This window comes from Nocardioides marinquilinus (assembly GCF_039543705.1).
Taxonomy (GTDB): domain Bacteria; phylum Actinomycetota; class Actinomycetes; order Propionibacteriales; family Nocardioidaceae; genus Nocardioides; species Nocardioides marinquilinus.
Genome location: NZ_BAABKG010000001.1, coordinates 1,080,426 through 1,096,038, shown reverse-complemented (window position 1 = coordinate 1,096,038; position 15,613 = coordinate 1,080,426). Strand labels below are relative to the sequence as shown.

Below are 15,613 nucleotides of genomic sequence, written 5' to 3'. Positions count from 1 at the left end.
TGCGGCCGGCGGTCAGGACCCGTGGCGCGCCGCGTGGTCCTCGAAGGGCGCCGTCGGGTGGGGGTGCTCGCCCTGGGTCGACGGGAGCGACCGGTCCTGGGGCGGCTTGGCGTACTCGTCGTAGAACGTCGCGAGGCTCATGTAGCGGCCGCCGTCCTCGTAGTGCTCGCCCTCCTGCTCGCGGGTCGCGGCGAAGACGACCCGCTCCGGCTCGGCGTAGTAGAGCGCGCCCAGGCACATCGGGCACGGGTAGGCGGTGACGTAGACGTCGCAGCCGCGCAGGTCGGTGCGGCCGGTCGCCGCCAGCTCGCGGATGGCGGTGATCTCGGCGTGGGCGGTCTTGTCGCCGCTCTGCACGACCTGGTTGGTCGCCTCGTGCAGCACCTCGCCGCTCGCGGCATCGACCACCACGCAGGCGAACGGCTTGCCGCCCTCGGCCACGTTGCCGCGGGCCAGCTCGACCGAGCGGGCGACGAGAGCGGGGTCGGGGTCGGCGTGGCTGGTCACTCCCGGAGCGTAGGTTCGGCGAGCCGCGGGCGGACCCACCCCGGTGGCGACCGGCGGCCACCGACACCTCAGTCGGAAAGCATCGATGACGTGCGGCGCCATGCGGTGCTTGCGCCCCGACGGTCCGCGGTCGGGTCCGCTCGGAGGTCGGCCACGAGCCCGACCTGGGTCCAGCCGACCGCCTTCGTGGCGTCGTGCGTCCGGACGGCGGCGCGAGACCCGCGACGCGCATGGTCGGGAGGACAGGCGTCGGGCATACCGTCGTCGGGTGCGGCGGGCGTGGGTGGTGTGGGGCGTGGGGTTGCTGGCCTACCTGCTGGCCATCTTCCACCGCTCGAGCCTGGCGGTGGCCGGCCTCGCGGCGGCCGACCGGTTCGACATCAGCGCTGCACAGCTTGCGACGTTCACCACCCTGCAGCTGCTGCTGTATGCCGGCATGCAGGTGCCGGTCGGTGTCCTCGTGGATCGGTTCGGGCCGCGCTCGGTGATGTTGACCGGGGCGGTGCTGCTGACCCTGGCCCAGGCCGGCTTCGCCGTCGCGGACGACTACGGCACCGCGCTGCTTGCGCGGGTGTTCGTGGGTGTGGGTGACGCGATGACGTGGATCTGTCTGTTGCGGTTGGTGAGCAGCTGGTTCACCGGCCGACGGATCCCGTTCGTGACCGCGCTGAGCGGGACGCTGGGACAGCTGGGTGCCGTCGCGGCCGCCGCGCCGATGACCTGGGCGCTGGGCCAGCTCGGCTGGACCGCGGCCTACCTGTTCGCGGCCGGGGTCTCAGCGCTCGCGACGCTCGCCGTGGCGCTCGTCGTGCACGACAGCCCGGCGAACCGGGTGGTGCGCGGCTCGGTGCTCACCGTTGCCGCCGTCCGGGCCAGCCTGCGGGCCAGCTGGGACCAGCCTGGGACGCGCCTGGGGTTCTGGACGCACTTCGTGACCCAGTTCAGCGCTACCGCGATGACGCTGTTGTGGGGGTTCCCGTTCCTGGTGCGCGGGGAGGGACTGAGCGAGGCGCGGGCCGGGTTGCTGCTGAGCCTGGTCGTGGTGGCGGTGATGTACAGCGGGCCGGCGATCGGCTGGCTGATCGGTCGGCACCCGTGGCACCGGTCGACGGCGACGATCTGCATCGTGTGGTCGATCGTCGCGGTGTGGACCGCCGTCCTTCTCTGGCCGGGCCCCGCGCCGCTGTGGCTGCTGGTCGTGCTGACCCAGGTGATCGGGATCGGTGGACCGGCGTCGATGATCGGCTTCGACCTCGCCCGCACGTCGAACCCTGCCGAGCGTCTGGCCAGCGCCAACGGCATCATCAACCAGGCCGGGTTCTCGGCCAGTCTCGTCGTGGTGGTGGCGATCGGGCTGGTGCTCGACTGGCGCACCCCCGGCGCCGGCTCCGACTTCGACGCCGACGCGTTCCGTTGGGCGATGGCCGTGCAGTACCCGCTGTGGGCTGTCGGGCTCCTGCAGGTCTGGCGCTATCGCCGGAGGGTCCGGGCGGTCGTCGACCGCCTCGAGCTGACCGCCCGGGCCCGCGCGGCGGACTGACCGCACGCGGCGGCCACCCCCGAGACTCGGCGGACGACGGGTACTCAGGCGGAGGCGAGCCGGCCGGAAATCACCAGCAGAGTGCCGTCCGCCCAGCGGAGCGACCACGTCCCGGGGTCCGCGAGCCGAGCATCAACGACCTCGACACCGAGTAGATCTGCCAGCGGCTGAGCCGCATCGCCAGGACGTTCGCACCGGATCCTTCCGCGACCGCCAGGTGCGATAGCGAACAGGGACTCGACACTCCCGCACCCCGAACGCGCGGGATGGCCGCGCGCCCCACGACCGCAGCCGGATCGGCCGTCGCGACCGGCTCGGCATCCGAGGGCAGATCAGCAGACTTCAGTCGGTGTGGTCCAGGATCAGTCGCACCGCTTCGAGCGGTGCGTCCCATTGCGGGAAGTGACCGCAGCGTTCGAACCAGTGCAGCACCGCGTCGGGGAACAGCTCCGCCGCGCGTTCGGCCTGTCTCGGCACGGTCACCAGGTCGCGACGACCCCAACCGATCGTGACCCTGCCGGGCACCGTGCCGGCCGCCGCCCCCTCCTGCTTGGGCCCCTTGGTCAGTGCGTCCAAGGCGGCGCCGGTGGACGGCGAGTCGGCCAACCCGCGCACGTCCGGCAGCACGACGTCGCGCGGGAGCGCCCACGGCCTCGCCGACAGCTGCGCCAGCAGCAGGGTCCTCCCCACAGGGTTGCCGAGCAGTGTCGGCAGCGCCCCTCGCAGAGCACGGACCAGGGCGATCGACGGTCGCAGCGTGGCGCCGAAGACGAGGAGCTCGCGGTCGCTCCAGAAGCCGCCCGGGTCCAGCGCCACGGTGTCACCGCCGACGCCACGCCGCGCGAGCTCGAGCACCATCCGGCCGCCCATCGACTGGCCGACCGTCGAGACGCCGTCCAAGCCCTGTTCGCGGATGAACGCCACGACGGAGTCGGTCAAGGTGGAGATCGAGACCTCGCCGCTCAACGGCGGCGTCTCACCGAACCCCGGCAGGTCGATGGCGATGACCTCGCGACTCTCGGCCAGCTCGTCGATGATCGGGGACCACGACCGCAACCCGGCGCCCAGCCCGTGCACCAGCAACAGCGGACTGCCGCTCCCACGTCTCACGTTGTTCAACGTCACCACGGGAACGGTAGTCCGCGCCGAAATCGGCACCATCGCGCTCCGCGCCCGCCAGCGTCCGAGGTGCATGATTCTCGTCATGGCGCAGCCGAGGCGGTCATGGCTACTGGGCCTCGTCGTCGGCGTCGTAGCCGTGGCCGGTCTCGCCGTCTGGCTTTCTCGTCCCGAGGTGCCGGGGCCTCGAGCCGAGAGCACGGACAGTTCTCGGGAGGGGTGGCAACGCCTCAGCTACGACGACATTCGGGTCGATGTGCCCCAGAGCTGGGCCTTCCAGAAGAGTGACGACTGCCTAGCAGATGTCGAGCACTGGGGCCCGCCCACCGCCGCTACGTGTGGCGAGCGAGCGGGCGTGACCTTCCAGGACTCGAGCCTGTACGACCCGGGCGCCGAGCCAGGGACCGTCGTCTCTGTTCAGGTCGCAGGAGTGCAGTCCTGGAGTGGTTACGTCATCGTGGGGGGCGTCGTGGTGAGCGTGACTGGTGAGGACCGCGCGATCGTGACCGAGGTCCTCGAATCGGCGGATGCGCCTGGGTTCCAGCCCATCGGGTGAAGCCCGATGCGAACGCCCGACCGTCGGCATGACCGCGCCATGCGCGGCATGGTCCGGTGGAGCCTGGCGCGTCAAGCGTCAACTAGTAGCCCACATCCATGCGGACGTGACCGTCGTAGACTCCGCCGCTGATAGAGACGGAGTGCGGGTCGTACCACTTCCAACCCTCTCGTCGTCCGCCGCCACTGAGGCCGAGCTCGCCAGCCAGGTCATTCGCCGTTTGCCCACGACCGGGCTGGATCGTCAGCTGGCGCCAGCAACCGCCCGAGGCGCATTCCTTCGATTCGTGGATCACTGATGCCCCGGCGGGTAGGTCTGGGATGCGCCATCGAGGCGGTAGGGCGCCCTCGTCAGCGAACGCAAGCAGATACGCCGCGTACAGCAGGTAGAGAGCGACGCAGGCGACGAGCAGAACGGCCGCGACCACGGCGACGAGCCAGAGGTTGCCCTCACGACGGAACGCGATGAACGACGGCATGGACGAACGCTAGGTGAGTCGCCGCGGGCGTGCCCGCACGTCGGCATGGTCGGGCGGAGCGGCGTCCCTGTTGCAATGTGGGACAAGGCCCCGCTCGGCCGCGCGGCGAGGCTGGCGCCATGCCGACCACCCTCAGCCCACCCGCGACGGCCGACGTCGCCGCGCTGCGCGACCACGCCCACGAGCTGCGCCGCCTGATGATGACGATGACCCGCGGCAAGGGCGAGGGCTACATCGCCCAGGGGCTCGGCATCGCCGACTGCCTGGCCGCCCTCTACTTCCACGAGCTGCGCCACGACCCGGCCAATCCCGACGACCCCGACCGCGACCGGTTCCTGCTCTCCACCGGCCACTACTCCATCGCGATGTACGCCGTCCTGGCCGCGGCCGGCTACCTCGAGGAGGACGAGCTGCCGACCTACGGCCTCAACGGCTCGCGGCTGCCGATGAGCACCTTCGACGTCACCCCCGGCATCGAGATCGTCGGCGGCTCGCTCGGCCAGGGCCTCGGCCAGGCCGTCGGGATGGCGCTCGGGCTGCGCATCGACGGGTCCGACGCCCGGGTCTTCTGCGAGTTCAGCGACGGCGAGCTCGACGAGGGCTCCACGTGGGAGGCGCTCATGGGCGGCGCCACGTTCGGCGTCGACAACCTCGTCGCTCTGGTCGACTGCAACGGCATCCAGGCCGACGGTCCGGTCACCGTGGCCATCGAGCCGGTGGCCGAGAAGCTCACCGCGTTCGGCTGGGACACCCGCGAGGTCGACGGCAACGACATGCAGGCCCTCACCGACGCCCTCGCCGCCTCGCGCGAGCGCGACGGCCGGCCCAAGGCGATCGTGCTGCGGACGACGCCCGGGCACGGCATCCCCTCGATCGTGGCGCGGCCCCGCGCGCACTTCGTGCGGGTCGGCGACGACGAGTGGGCGGGCTTCATGGACGAGCTGGAGGAGAACCGATGAGCACCACGACCGGCCCCGAGGTCTTCGGCCAGACCCGCGGCATGGGCGAGCTGATCGACGTCGCCGACAAGGAGACCGTGCTCGCGCCCTTCGGCACCGAGCTGGCCGCGCTGGGTCGCGAGCGGCCCGAGATCGTCGCGCTCACCGCCGACATGGGCCGCTACAGCGACATCCTCCCCTTCCGCGACGAGCACCCCGACCGGTTCTTCAACGTCGGCATGGCCGAGCAGAACCTCGTCGCCACGGCGGCCGGCCTCGCCAAGGTCGGCAAGATCGCCTACTGCACGACGTACTCGGTGTTCGTGACACGGCGGGCCTACGACTTCGTGGCCATCGCCTGCGCGCACTCCATGGCGAACGTGAAGATCTTCGCCGGCATGCCCGGCCTGATGAACGGCTACGGCGCCACGCACCAGGCCACCGAAGACCTCAACATGATGCGCGGCATCGCCGACCTCACGATCATCGACCCGTGCGACGCCGTCGAGCTGCGGCAGGTCACGCGCGCGGTGGCCGACATCCCGGGCACCGTGTACGTGCGGCTGCTGCGCGGCAAGGTGCCCGTCGAGCTGCCCGACGACTACGAGTTCATCCCGGGCGTCGCGGCCCCGCTGCGCAGCGGTGACGGCAGCGTCGGCATCGTCTCGACCGGCTACATGACCGGCCGAGCCCTGGACGCCGCGCGGGCGGCGTCCGAGCAGGGCATCGAGGCGAGCGTGCTGCACGTGCCGACCATCAAGCCCTTCGACACCGCCGGCGTGCTCGAGTTCGCCGGCCGCCACGACCGGCTCGTGGTCGCCGAGAACCACAAGCGCACCGGCGGCCTGGCCACACTGGTCACCGAGGCGATGTTCGACGCCGGCTTGCTGCGTCCGATGGTGCGGGTCGGCCTCGACGACGGCTTCTTCGAGTGCGGCTCGCAGGAGTACCTCGAGGCGACCTACGGCGTCGACCTGCCGCGCATCGTGCGCGCCGTGGTCGACGGCGTGTGAGCGGGCTCCGGGTCTTCGCCGGGCCGCTGCGCTACGTGCAGGGGCCCGGCGCGCTCGACGGACTCGGCGAGCTCGTCGCCCCGTACGGCCCGAGGCCGGTGGTCGTCTCGGACCCGTACGTGCGCGAGCTGCTCGGGCCGCGGGTCTCGGCCGTGCTGGGGGCGGCCGGGCTCGCGCCCGAGCTGCGCGTGCTGGACGGCGAGATCACCGCCGCCGCGGCCGACGCGCTCACGGCGTCGGTGGCCGACGTCGGCACGGGCGTGGTCGTGGGCGTCGGCGGCGGCAAGTCGCTCGACGTCGCCAAGGCGGTCTCGCTGCGGCTCGGCGTCCCGGTGGTCACGGTGCCGACCGTCGCCTCGAACGACTCCCCCACCAGCAAGGCCGTTGCGATGTACGACGACGAGCACCGCATGGTGGGCGTCGACCAGCTGGCCGCCAACCCGCACGCCGTCGTGGTCGACACCGCGCTGGTGGCGGCGGCGCCCGTGCGGTTCCTGCGGGCCGGCGTCGGCGACGCGGTCTCGAAGGCGTTCGAGGCCGCGGCGTGCGCGGCCGGCACCGGCGTCACGACCCTCGGCACGCGTCCGCTGCTGGTGGGCCGGGCCATCGCGAGCGCCGCCCTCGACGCGCTGCGCGCCCACGCCGTCGCCGGGCTGGCCGCGTGCGAGCGGGGCGAGGTGGACGACGACCTCGAGGCCACCGTCGAGGCGGTGGTGCTGCTCAGCGGGCTCGGGTTCGAGAACGGCGGGCTGTCGCTGGCGCACTCGCTGACCCGCGGGCTGATGCGGGCGCGGGGAGCCCGCGACGCGCTGCACGGCGAGCACGTCGCCTGGGCGACGCTGGTGCAGCGGGCCGCCGAGGGCGCGGACGACGCCGAGCTGGCCGACCTGCGGGGGTTCCTCGCCGACGTCGGCCTGCCGGACTCGCTGCCGGGGCTCGGGATGCCCGACCCGACCGCCGACGAGGTGCGTGAGATCGCCCGCGTCACCATGACCGCCCCCCACCTCGCCAACCTCGCCCGCCCCGTCACCGCGGACGACGTCGTCGCCGCGATCGAGCGGGTGGAGGCAGGCGCGGGCTGAGAGGCCCTTCGACAAGCTCAGGGTCCGTGTGGGGACGTCGACGTTGACGTCCCGGGTCTCGACGACGGCCTCGCGCAGACGCTCGGCCTGCTCGACCACCGGTGGTTGAGCAGCGAGGAACGAGCGTCGTCGAAACCACCGGCCCTGCACGCGAACGTCCCCGTGGGGTGGCCCTTCGACAAGCTCAGGGTCCGTGCACTTGCGTTCGCGTTGACGGTGCGGGGTCTCGAGGCTCGGCCGTGGCCGGCCTCGCACCTCGACCACCGTGAGGGGCCGGCCGCGCCTCCGACGGTGGTTGAGGTGCGAGGAGCCCTGGCGACGAGCCTCGAAGCCACCGGCCCGTCACGCGAACGTCCCCGTGGGGTTGCCCTTCGACAAGCTCAGGGTCCGTGAGGGGGACGTTGGCGTGGTCGTGGCGTCGATCCGGTGGTTGAGGTGCGAGGAGCCCTGGCGACGAGCCTCGAAACCACCGGCCCTGCACGCGAACGTCCCCGTGGGGTGGCCCTTCGACGAGCTCAGGGTCCGTGGATGGTCAGCGGGTGAGCACCACCGCGTCGACGGCGACGACGCCGTCCTCGAGGAGGAGGAGGGGGTTGGCGTCGAAGCCGGCGATCGGGGACGACGGGTCGGCGAGGGCCTCCGACGCGCGGACGACGGCGTCGGCCCAGGCGTCGACGTCGGCGGCGGGCTCGCCGCGGACGCCGGCGAGCAGGGGCGCCATCCGCAGGCGGGCGATCGCCTCGCGCACCTCGTCGTGGGTGCAGGGGGCGAGCAGCACCTGGGTGTCGGGGACGGCCTCGACGTAGGTGCCGCCGGCGCCGAGCAGCATCACCGGCCCGAAGACCGGGTCGAGGCTGGCGCCCACCAGGCCCTCGTGCAGCCCGCGCACCATCGGCGCCACCAGGAACCCGTCGAGCCCGACGCCGTGCGCGTCCGCCGACGCCGCGACGGCCTCCGCGGCCGCGACGGCGTCCGCGGCGGTCGCACAGCCGAGCCGCACCAGCCCGAGCTCGGACTTGTGGGTCGCGGTCGCGCTGCTGCCCTTGACCACGACCGGCCGCCCGCCGAGCCGGCCGAACGCCGCCTCCACCTCGGACGGCGACCCCACCAGCTCGCGCTCGACCACCGGCACCCCGAGCCCGGCCAGCGCGGCCAGGCTCTCGGCCTCGTTGAGCGAGCCGCCGTCACCGCCCCGGTCGCCCGGGCGCGCCAGGGCCGGACGCGGCAGCCCCGCCGCGCGGGCCATGCGCCGCCGGTGCGCGAGGTACTGCGCCAGGGCGGTGACGGCGGAGTCCTCGTCGTCGAAGACGGGCAGCCCGGCCGCGCGGAACGGCGCGGCGACGTTCGGCTGCGGGATCGCGCAGACCAGCGGCGTCCCGCCGGCGGCGAAGGCGGCGGCGTCGCGGGCGAACCGCTCGACGTCGTAGCCGCGACCGGCCACCGGGATGCCGAGCAGGCACGCGCCGACGGCGTCGTCGTCGCCGAGCACCGGCAGCACGCGACCGAACAGGCCGCTGTCGGTGAGCAGCGCGGCGGTCACGTCGACCGGGTTGCCGGTCGCCGCGAACGTCGGCAGCTCGGCGTCGAGCCGCGCCACCGTGTGCTCGCTCAACGAGGCGAGCGGCAGGTCGGCGTCCTCGGCGGCGTCGGCGGCCAGCACGCACACCGCGCCGGAGTTGCTGACGACGGCGAGCCCCTCACCCTGCGGCTTCCAGTCCTGCAGGTACAGCTCGCTCGCGGCCACCAGCTCGCGGACGCCGTGCACCTGCCAGATGCCGACCCGCTCGAGGAACGCGTCGAGCACCCGCCGCTCGGTGGCCAGCGCCCCGGTGTGGGACGCCGCCGCACGGCTGCCCGACCGGCTGCGACCGCCCACGAGCGCCACCACCGGCACGCCGCGCTCGCGCGAGCGCTCCCCCAGCTCGACCAGCGACTCGGGGTCGGTGACGCCCTCGAGGTAGAGCAGCAGCAGCTTGAGCCCGGGGTCGGTGACGGCCTCGGCGGCCAGCTCGGCCGCGGTGACGTCGAGGTCGTTGCCGGTGCCGTGGGCGTAGCGGACGCCGATGCCGCGGCGCCGCAGGATGCCGTAGGGCACCGAGGCGAGAGCACCGCTCTGGCTGATGATGCCGACGGGTCCGTCGGCCGGCGGCTCCTCGGTGAAAAGCGTCGAGAAGCCCATCACCGCGCCCGACTCGAAGCTCGCCAGCCCCTGCGAGTTCGGCCCGACCACACGCATCCCCGCGGCGCGGGCGTGGCCGAGCAGCTCGTCCTGCATGCGCAGGCCCTCGGGCGTGCCGGTCTCGCCGAAGCCCGACGACATCACGATCGCGCCGCGCGAGCCCATCTCGGCGGCCACGCGGACGGCGTCCACCGCGGCCTGCCCGGGCACGGCGACCAGCACCACGTCGGGCACGACCGGCGAGTCGGCGAGCCGGGGCACCGTCGGCATCCCCTGCACCGTCTCTCGCTTGGGGTTGACCGCGACGACGGTGCCGCCGTAGCCGAACTCGCGCATGTAGCGCAGCGGCCGGCCGCCGATCTTCTCCGGGTCGTCGGAGGCGCCGACCACGGCCACGGACGTCGGCCGGTGCAGGAACCCGAGGCCGCTCACGGTCGCTCCGCCGCGAAGCTGGGCACCAGCGCGCCGTCGCGGCCGTCGTCGCGGAACGACAGCCGCGCCCGGTCGCCCGGCGCGAGCGTGTCGTCGTGCGCGCGTCCCATCACCACCGGCCCCTCGTCGAGCTCCACCAGCACGAGTCGTACCTCCTCGCCGTCCGTCGTCGCCGCCGCGTGCAGCCGGGTCGCCGCCACGCACAGCCCTCGCCCCGACGCGGGCGCGTCGGTGGCCTCCTCGCCGCCGCACACCGGGCATCGCAGCCGCGGCAGGTAGCGCTGCTGACCGCAGCGCTCGCACGTCGCGACCAGCAGCAGCGGCTCACCGTCGGTCCAGTCGCCGCGGCGCGCCTCGAGCCGGTCTGCCCGCTCCATCAGTGCCCCCTCCTGAGGACGACGCCCACGTGCGCCGAGAGCACGCCGCCGTCGGCGTGCACGTAGCCCACCTCGCAGCCGCCCACCTGGCTGACGCCGCGCTCCTGCCGCAGCTGGATCGCCACCTCCACCAGGTGCGCCATGCCGCCGCCGACGCCGCAGTGGCCGTAGGAGAGCAGGCCGCCGTGGGTGTTGGTCGGGTAGCGGCCGTCGACGTCGAACGCGCCCGCCGCGGCGTACGCGCCGGCGCGGCCGGGGGCGGCGAGGCCGAGCTCCTCCAGCAGCATCGCGACGGTGATCGAGAAGCTGTCGTAGATGCCGAAGACGTCGACCGCCTCCCAGGCGACGTCGGCCTCGGCGAGGGCGCGCTGCGCGGCGAGCGCCGCACCGGTGTCGCCCATCTCGAGCGCGGTCAGGTGCTGGTGGCGGTGCGCCTGGCCGGTGCCGGCGATCTCGAGCGAGCGCTCGCTGGTCGGCGCCGCCGAGACCAGGAACGCGGCGCCGCCGTCGGAGACCGGGCAGCAGTCGAGCAGCCGCAGCGGGTCGGCCACCGGGCGCGAGGCGACGACGTCCTCGACCGTGATCGGCTTGCGGTACTGCGCGCCGAGCTTGCGGGCCGCGTGGGCCCGCATCTGCACCGGCAGCGGGGCCAGCGCCGACGGCTCGAGGCCGTAGGTCCACAGGTAGCGCGAGGCGAGCAGCGCGTAGTACGCCGGCACCGTGCCGCCGAGCGGCACCTCGTAGGCCGCCTGCCCCACCTGCGCCAGCACCCGGGTCGAGGTCTCGCGCGCCTGCCCGCTGGCCCGGTTCTCACCGGCCACCACGAGCACGTGCCGCGCGGCGCCGGCCATCACCAGCCGCTGCGCCTGCGCCAGCATCGCCAGCCCCGTGGCGCCGCCGACGCTCATGCCGAACGCCGTCGCCGGGCGGATGCCGAACCGCTCGGCCAGCAGGTCGGCCGGCATCAGGTGCCCGCTCACGGTGGAGTAGCCGGTGATCAGCGCGTCGACCGCCTCGGGGTCGACGCCGGCGTCGGCCAGCGCGAGCTCGGCGGCCATCAGCTGCCAGTCGACGGAGTCGGGGCCGGGCTGGCGGCCGAAGCCGGTGACGCCGACGCCGGTGAGGCTGGCCGTCACCCGCCGGCTCCCGGGTCGGCCCGGTCACCCGCGTCGCCCGCGTGGCGCCGCAGCACCTGCTTCTGGATCTTGCCGGTCGAGGTCTTCGGCAGCGTGCGGAAGTGCACGACCCGCGGCACCTTGAACCCGGCCAGGTGCGCCCGCACGTGGTCGGCGACCTGCTCGGCCGTCAGCTCGCGGCCCTCCCGCAGCGTCACGAACGCCACCGGGACCTCGCCCCAGCGCTCGTCGGGGCGGCCCACCACGGCCGACTCCACGACGTCCGGGTGGGCGTCGATGACCCGCTCGACCTCCACCGAGGCGACGTTCTCGCCGCCGGTGATGATGACGTCCTTGGCGCGGTCGGTGATCTCGATCCAGCCGTCGGGGTGCATCACCGCGAGGTCGCCGGTGCGGAACCAGCCGCCGAGGTCGACCGCGGCCGTCGCCTCCTCGTCGCGGTAGTAGCCGAGCATCACGTCGTTGCCGCGCGCCACGATCTCGCCGGGCGTCGCGCCGTCGGCCGGCACGTCGACGCCGTCCAGGTCGACGACGCGCAGCGGCTCGGCGATCACGTTGGCCACGCCCTGCCGCGCCTTCACGGCGGCCAGCGCCTCGGCGTCCAGGTCGGCCCAGTGGGGCTGCTCCTCGTTGATGCCGATGGGCCCGAAGGTCTCGGTGAGGCCGTAGAGGTGGGTCACGTCCATGCCGAGCCGGTCCATGCGGGCCAGCAGCGTCGGCGACGGCGGCGAGCCACCGGTCTGGACGGCGACCCGGCGCTCCAGCGGCGGGCTGGCGGCGGCCTCGGCGTCCGCGATCATCGTGAGCACGGTCGGCGCGGCGCTGAAGTGGGTGACGCCCTCGTCGCGCAGCAGGGTCCAGATGCGCTCGGGGTCGATCTTGCGCAGGCACACGTGCAGGCCGCCGACCGCGGTGACGCCCCACGTCAGGCACCAGCCGTTGCAGTGGAACATCGGCACGGTCCACAGGTAGGCGGTGCTCGCGTCCATGCGGCCGTGCACCAGCAGCGAGAGGCTCTGCAGGTAGGCGCCGCGGTGGTGGGTCATCACGCCCTTGGGGCGCCCGGTCGTGCCGCTGGTGTAGTTGATGCCGAGCAGCCCGCGCTCGTCGGCGCAGGCGACCTCGGCCGGCTCGGCGGCGGCGAGCAGGCGCTCGTAGTCGCCGTCCGGGCCGGCGCCCAGGTGCCGCACGCCGGTGCGTCGCGCCACCTCGGCGGCGGCCTCGGCGTGCTCCTCGCCGCTCACCAGCACCGTCGAGCCGGAGTGCTCGACGACGTAGGTGAGCTCCTCGAGCGAGAGCCGGATGTTGAGCGGCACCAGCACCGCACCGCGCATCGGCACGGCGTGGTGCATCTCGAGCAGCACGTGGCTGTTGGTGGCCAGGACGGCGACCCGGTCGCCCGGCTCGACGCCGAGCCCGGCCAGCACACCGGTCAGCCGCCGGCAGCGGTCGTAGAGCTCGCGGTAGGTGAGCCGCAGGTCGCCGTCGACGACGGCGTCCCGCTCGGCGTGCACCGTCGCCGAGCGCCGCAGGAACGCCGTGGGGGTCAGCTCGGCGAAGGTGAAGTCGGCCATGGGAGGAGTCTGTGGCCCGGTCCCGGGCCTAGAGCCCGCCGAGGGAGACGTACTTGGTGTCGAGGTACTCCTCGATGCCCAGCGGCCCGCCCTCGCGGCCGATGCCCGACTGCTTCACGCCGCCGAACGGCGCCTGGACGGCGCTGATCTGCGCGTCGTTGACGCCCACCGTGCCGTACTCCAGACGCTCGGCCACGCGGATGGCGCGGTTGAGGTCGCGGGTGAAGAAGTAGCCGGCCAGGCCGTAGTCGGAGTCGTTGGCGCGGCGGACGACGTCGTCCTCGTCGGTGAAGGTGAAGATCGGCGCCACGGGGCCGAAGGTCTCCTCCTGCGCCAGCAGCATCGACTCGTCCGCGCCCCGGATGACGGTGGGCTCGAAGAACAGCCGGCTGCCCGTGCCGGTCTCGGCGCGCGAGCCGCCGACGACCACCTCGGCACCCTTCTCGAGGGCGTCGGCCACGTGCGCCTCGACCTTGACGACGGCGGCCTCCTCGACCAGCGGGCCGACGTCGGTGCCGTCGTCCAGGGCGTTGCCCACGCGCAGGCCGGTGAACTCCTCGGCGAGCCGCCGGCTGAACTCCTCGGCGACGGCCTCGTGCACGAACAGCCGGTTGGCCGAGACGCAGGTCTGGCCCATGTTGCGCAGCTTGACCGCCATCGCCTCGCGCAGCGCGAGGTCGAGGTCGGCGTCGTCGAAGACGATGAACGGGGCGTGCCCGCCCAGCTCGAGCGAGACCCGCTTGACGGTGTCGGCCGCGCCGCGCATCAGGATCTTGCCGACCTCGGTCGAGCCGGTGAACGAGATCAGCCGCACCCGGGCGTCGGCCATGAACACCCCGCTGACCCGCGGGGCGTCGTTCGAGGTGAGCACCTGCAGGACGCCGGCCGGCAGGCCCGCGTCGTCGAAGACCCGGGCGATCTCGAGCGCCGAGAGCGGCGTCAGCTCGGCCGGCTTGAGCACCATCGTGCAGCCGGCGGCGAGGCAGGCACCGAGCTTGCGCAGGATCTGCAGCTGCGGGAAGTTCCACGGCGTGATGCAGGCGGTGACGCCGATCGGCTGCTTCAGCGTGATGATCCGCTTGGCGGTGGTGGCGGCCGGGATGGTCATGCCGTGCACCCGGCGCGCCTCCTCGGCGAACCAGTCGATGAACCCCACGCCGTACTGGATCTCGCCGACCGCCTGGGGCACGGGCTTGCCCTGCTCGCGGGCGAGCAGCCGGGCCAGGTCGTCGAGGCGCTCCTCGAAGAGCCGGGCGGCGCGGCGCATGATCGCGGCGCGCTCGATCGCGGGCGTCGCCGCCCACTGCGCCTGCACGGCTGCGGCGCCGTCGATGGCCGCGCGGACGTCGTCCTCGGTGGCGTCGGCGACCTTGGCCACCACCTCGCCGGTGGAGGGGTCGACGACGTCGAACGTGGCGCCGTCGGAGGCGTCGCGCCACGCGCCGTCGACGAAGAGCTGGGTCGGGAAGTCCACGGTGGGGTCCTTTCGGGGACGGTCGGCTGGCGGGATCAGGGCACGATCGCGACACGGGCGACCGACCGGCTCTCGCCGGCCCTCAGCGCGTCGGTGACCTCGTCGAGCGGGTAGGTGCGGTCGGAGAGGGCGTCGAAGGGGTGCAGGTGGCCGCGGCGGGCCAGGAACTGCACGGCGCGGTGCAGGTACCACGGGTGGTAGCGCAGGACGCCGTGCACGTGGACGCTCTTGCGGGTCAGGATGCCCGGCGTCATGGTCACCGTCGCCTCGGCGTTGAGGTTGCCGACCGAGGCGATGCGGCCGCCCACCCGGGCCAGCTCGATGGCCTCCACGAACGACGCCGGGACGCCGGTCACCTCCAGCACCATGTCGGCGCCGAGCCCGCCGGTGAGCTCCTGCACCCGGGCCACGCGGTCGGCGGTCTCGGGGAAGTCGGTGAGGCTCACGGTCTCGTCGGCGCCGAAGCCGCGGGCCAGCTCGAGACGCTCGGGAACGCCGTCCACCACGATCACGCGGGCACCGCGCTCATGGGCGACGGCGGCGGCGTAGAGGCCGAGCCCGCCGGCGCCCTGCACGACCAGCGTCTCGCCGGGGCCGACCCCGACCTCGTCGACCACGAACAGCATCTGGGCCAGGCCGCAGTTGGCACCGGCCACGGCGGCGTCGTCCACCTCGTCGGGCACCTTGTAGAAGTACTGCCCCGGGAACAGGTGGTAGTGCGTGGCGAACGCGGAGCGGAAGTGCGGGGCCACCGCGGGCTTGTGCTTCCACTCGCTCAGGCCGTTGACGCAGAGGTTGAACTCCCCGCGCAGGCACGGCGGGCAGCGGTGGCAGGTCAGGTAGTAGACGGCCACGACGCGGTCGCCGACCGCCACCGGGTCACCGGCGAAGTCGGTGGTCACGCCCTCGCCGAGCGCCACCACCTCGCCCACGAACTCGTGCCCGAGGCCGGCCTCGCGCAGCAGCGCGGACTCGTAGTGCCACTGGTGCACGTCGGTGCCGCACACGTTGGCGCGCCGCACCCGCAGCAGCACGGCACCGGGGCCCGGGGCGGGCACGGGGTAGTCCTGCAGCTCGACGGTCGCGGGGCCCACGAGGGCGGCGATCCGGCCGGTCTCGGCGCTGGTCATGGGGTGATTCAAGGGGCGCGGGCGCCGTCGCACCTGTGCGAGTTTGCGACAGTGCCGCCGTCCCACCCGGGCGGCGGC

The 15,613-nt window shown here is 73.6% G+C and carries 14 protein-coding genes; 5 read left to right on the top strand and 9 right to left on the bottom strand.

Annotated features, from left to right (window positions below; translation table 11 throughout):
- Positions 1–12: 12 nt before the first annotated feature.
- On the bottom strand, positions 13–507 hold the full coding sequence (locus tag ABEA04_RS05290; RefSeq protein WP_345455261.1) for a nucleoside deaminase: 495 nt from the start codon (positions 505–507) through the stop codon (positions 13–15).
- 295 nt (positions 508–802) lie between these two features.
- Here ABEA04_RS05290 and ABEA04_RS05285 point away from each other — a divergent pair, with 295 nt between their 5' ends.
- Positions 803–2,047 carry an MFS transporter gene (locus ABEA04_RS05285; protein WP_345455259.1) on the top strand — a complete coding sequence of 415 codons (1,245 nt, stop codon included), beginning with the start codon at positions 803–805 and terminating at the stop codon, positions 2,045–2,047.
- A 342-nt stretch (positions 2,048–2,389) separates the two neighbouring features.
- Here ABEA04_RS05285 and ABEA04_RS05280 read toward each other — a convergent pair whose 3' ends face one another.
- A complete protein-coding gene (locus ABEA04_RS05280; RefSeq protein WP_345455257.1) occupies positions 2,390–3,172 on the bottom strand; it encodes an alpha/beta fold hydrolase in 783 nt (260 codons plus the stop codon).
- Positions 3,173–3,239: 67 nt separating this feature from the next.
- Here ABEA04_RS05280 and ABEA04_RS05275 point away from each other — a divergent pair, with 67 nt between their 5' ends.
- The gene (locus tag ABEA04_RS05275; RefSeq protein WP_345455255.1) at positions 3,240–3,722 is read left to right on the top strand and encodes a hypothetical protein; all 483 of its coding nucleotides are present in this window, start codon (positions 3,240–3,242) and stop codon (positions 3,720–3,722) included.
- 82 nt (positions 3,723–3,804) lie between these two features.
- On the opposite strand, the gene ABEA04_RS05270 is transcribed toward ABEA04_RS05275, so the two are convergent.
- On the bottom strand, positions 3,805–4,200 hold the full coding sequence (locus ABEA04_RS05270) for a hypothetical protein (RefSeq protein WP_345455253.1): 396 nt from the start codon (positions 4,198–4,200) through the stop codon (positions 3,805–3,807).
- A 119-nt stretch (positions 4,201–4,319) separates the two neighbouring features.
- On the opposite strand from ABEA04_RS05270, the gene ABEA04_RS05265 reads away from it, so the two are divergent.
- Genes ABEA04_RS05265 through ABEA04_RS05255 form a run of 3 tightly spaced genes read left to right on the top strand, consistent with a single transcriptional unit; the run spans position 4,320 to position 7,233 of the window.
- A complete protein-coding gene (locus ABEA04_RS05265; RefSeq protein ID WP_345455251.1) occupies positions 4,320–5,159 on the top strand; it encodes a transketolase in 840 nt (279 codons plus the stop codon).
- Positions 5,156–6,151 (top strand): transketolase family protein, encoded by a 996-nt coding sequence (locus ABEA04_RS05260; RefSeq protein ID WP_345455249.1) that lies wholly within the window; start codon positions 5,156–5,158, stop codon positions 6,149–6,151. The genes ABEA04_RS05265 and ABEA04_RS05260 overlap by 4 nt, the downstream gene beginning before the upstream one ends.
- A complete protein-coding gene (locus ABEA04_RS05255) occupies positions 6,148–7,233 on the top strand; it encodes an iron-containing alcohol dehydrogenase (protein WP_345455247.1) in 1,086 nt (361 codons plus the stop codon). The genes ABEA04_RS05260 and ABEA04_RS05255 overlap by 4 nt, the downstream gene beginning before the upstream one ends.
- A gap of 532 nt (positions 7,234–7,765) precedes the next feature.
- On the opposite strand, the gene ABEA04_RS05250 is transcribed toward ABEA04_RS05255, so the two are convergent.
- The 6 genes from ABEA04_RS05250 to ABEA04_RS05225 are packed head-to-tail and all read right to left on the bottom strand — an operon-like array spanning position 7,766 to position 15,535.
- On the bottom strand, positions 7,766–9,844 hold the full coding sequence (locus ABEA04_RS05250; protein WP_345455245.1) for an acetate--CoA ligase family protein: 2,079 nt from the start codon (positions 9,842–9,844) through the stop codon (positions 7,766–7,768).
- Positions 9,841–10,221: a Zn-ribbon domain-containing OB-fold protein gene (locus tag ABEA04_RS05245; RefSeq protein WP_345455243.1), complete on the bottom strand. Its 381-nt coding sequence runs from the start codon at positions 10,219–10,221 to the stop codon at positions 9,841–9,843. The genes ABEA04_RS05250 and ABEA04_RS05245 overlap by 4 nt, the downstream gene beginning before the upstream one ends.
- Positions 10,221–11,357 carry a thiolase family protein gene (locus ABEA04_RS05240; protein ID WP_345455241.1) on the bottom strand — a complete coding sequence of 379 codons (1,137 nt, stop codon included), beginning with the start codon at positions 11,355–11,357 and terminating at the stop codon, positions 10,221–10,223. The genes ABEA04_RS05245 and ABEA04_RS05240 overlap by 1 nt, the downstream gene beginning before the upstream one ends.
- Positions 11,354–12,931 (bottom strand): AMP-binding protein, encoded by a 1,578-nt coding sequence (locus ABEA04_RS05235; protein ID WP_345455239.1) that lies wholly within the window; start codon positions 12,929–12,931, stop codon positions 11,354–11,356. Before ABEA04_RS05235 ends, ABEA04_RS05240 begins: the two co-directional genes overlap by 4 nt.
- 28 nt (positions 12,932–12,959) lie before the next feature.
- On the bottom strand, positions 12,960–14,405 hold the full coding sequence (locus ABEA04_RS05230) for an NAD-dependent succinate-semialdehyde dehydrogenase (RefSeq protein WP_345455237.1): 1,446 nt from the start codon (positions 14,403–14,405) through the stop codon (positions 12,960–12,962).
- A gap of 35 nt (positions 14,406–14,440) precedes the next feature.
- Complete coding sequence (locus tag ABEA04_RS05225) at positions 14,441–15,535, bottom strand: zinc-binding dehydrogenase (protein ID WP_345455235.1); 1,095 nt, start codon at positions 15,533–15,535, stop codon at positions 14,441–14,443.
- Between the last annotated feature and the right edge of the window lie 78 nt (positions 15,536–15,613).

Excerpts from the sequence above, each read along its gene's own strand:
- ABEA04_RS05235 (WP_345455239.1), bottom strand. The coding sequence starts at position 12,931 with ATGGCCGACTTCACCTTCGCCGAGCTGACCCCCACGGCGTTCCTGCGG.
- ABEA04_RS05225 (WP_345455235.1), bottom strand. The coding sequence starts at position 15,535 with ATGACCAGCGCCGAGACCGGCCGGATCGCCGCCCTCGTGGGCCCCGCG.
- ABEA04_RS05270 (WP_345455253.1), bottom strand. The coding sequence starts at position 4,200 with ATGCCGTCGTTCATCGCGTTCCGTCGTGAGGGCAACCTCTGGCTCGTC.
- ABEA04_RS05265 (WP_345455251.1), top strand. The coding sequence starts at position 4,320 with ATGCCGACCACCCTCAGCCCACCCGCGACGGCCGACGTCGCCGCGCTG.
- ABEA04_RS05260 (WP_345455249.1), top strand. The coding sequence starts at position 5,156 with ATGAGCACCACGACCGGCCCCGAGGTCTTCGGCCAGACCCGCGGCATG.
- ABEA04_RS05245 (WP_345455243.1), bottom strand. The coding sequence starts at position 10,221 with ATGGAGCGGGCAGACCGGCTCGAGGCGCGCCGCGGCGACTGGACCGAC.
- ABEA04_RS05275 (WP_345455255.1), top strand. The coding sequence starts at position 3,240 with ATGATTCTCGTCATGGCGCAGCCGAGGCGGTCATGGCTACTGGGCCTC.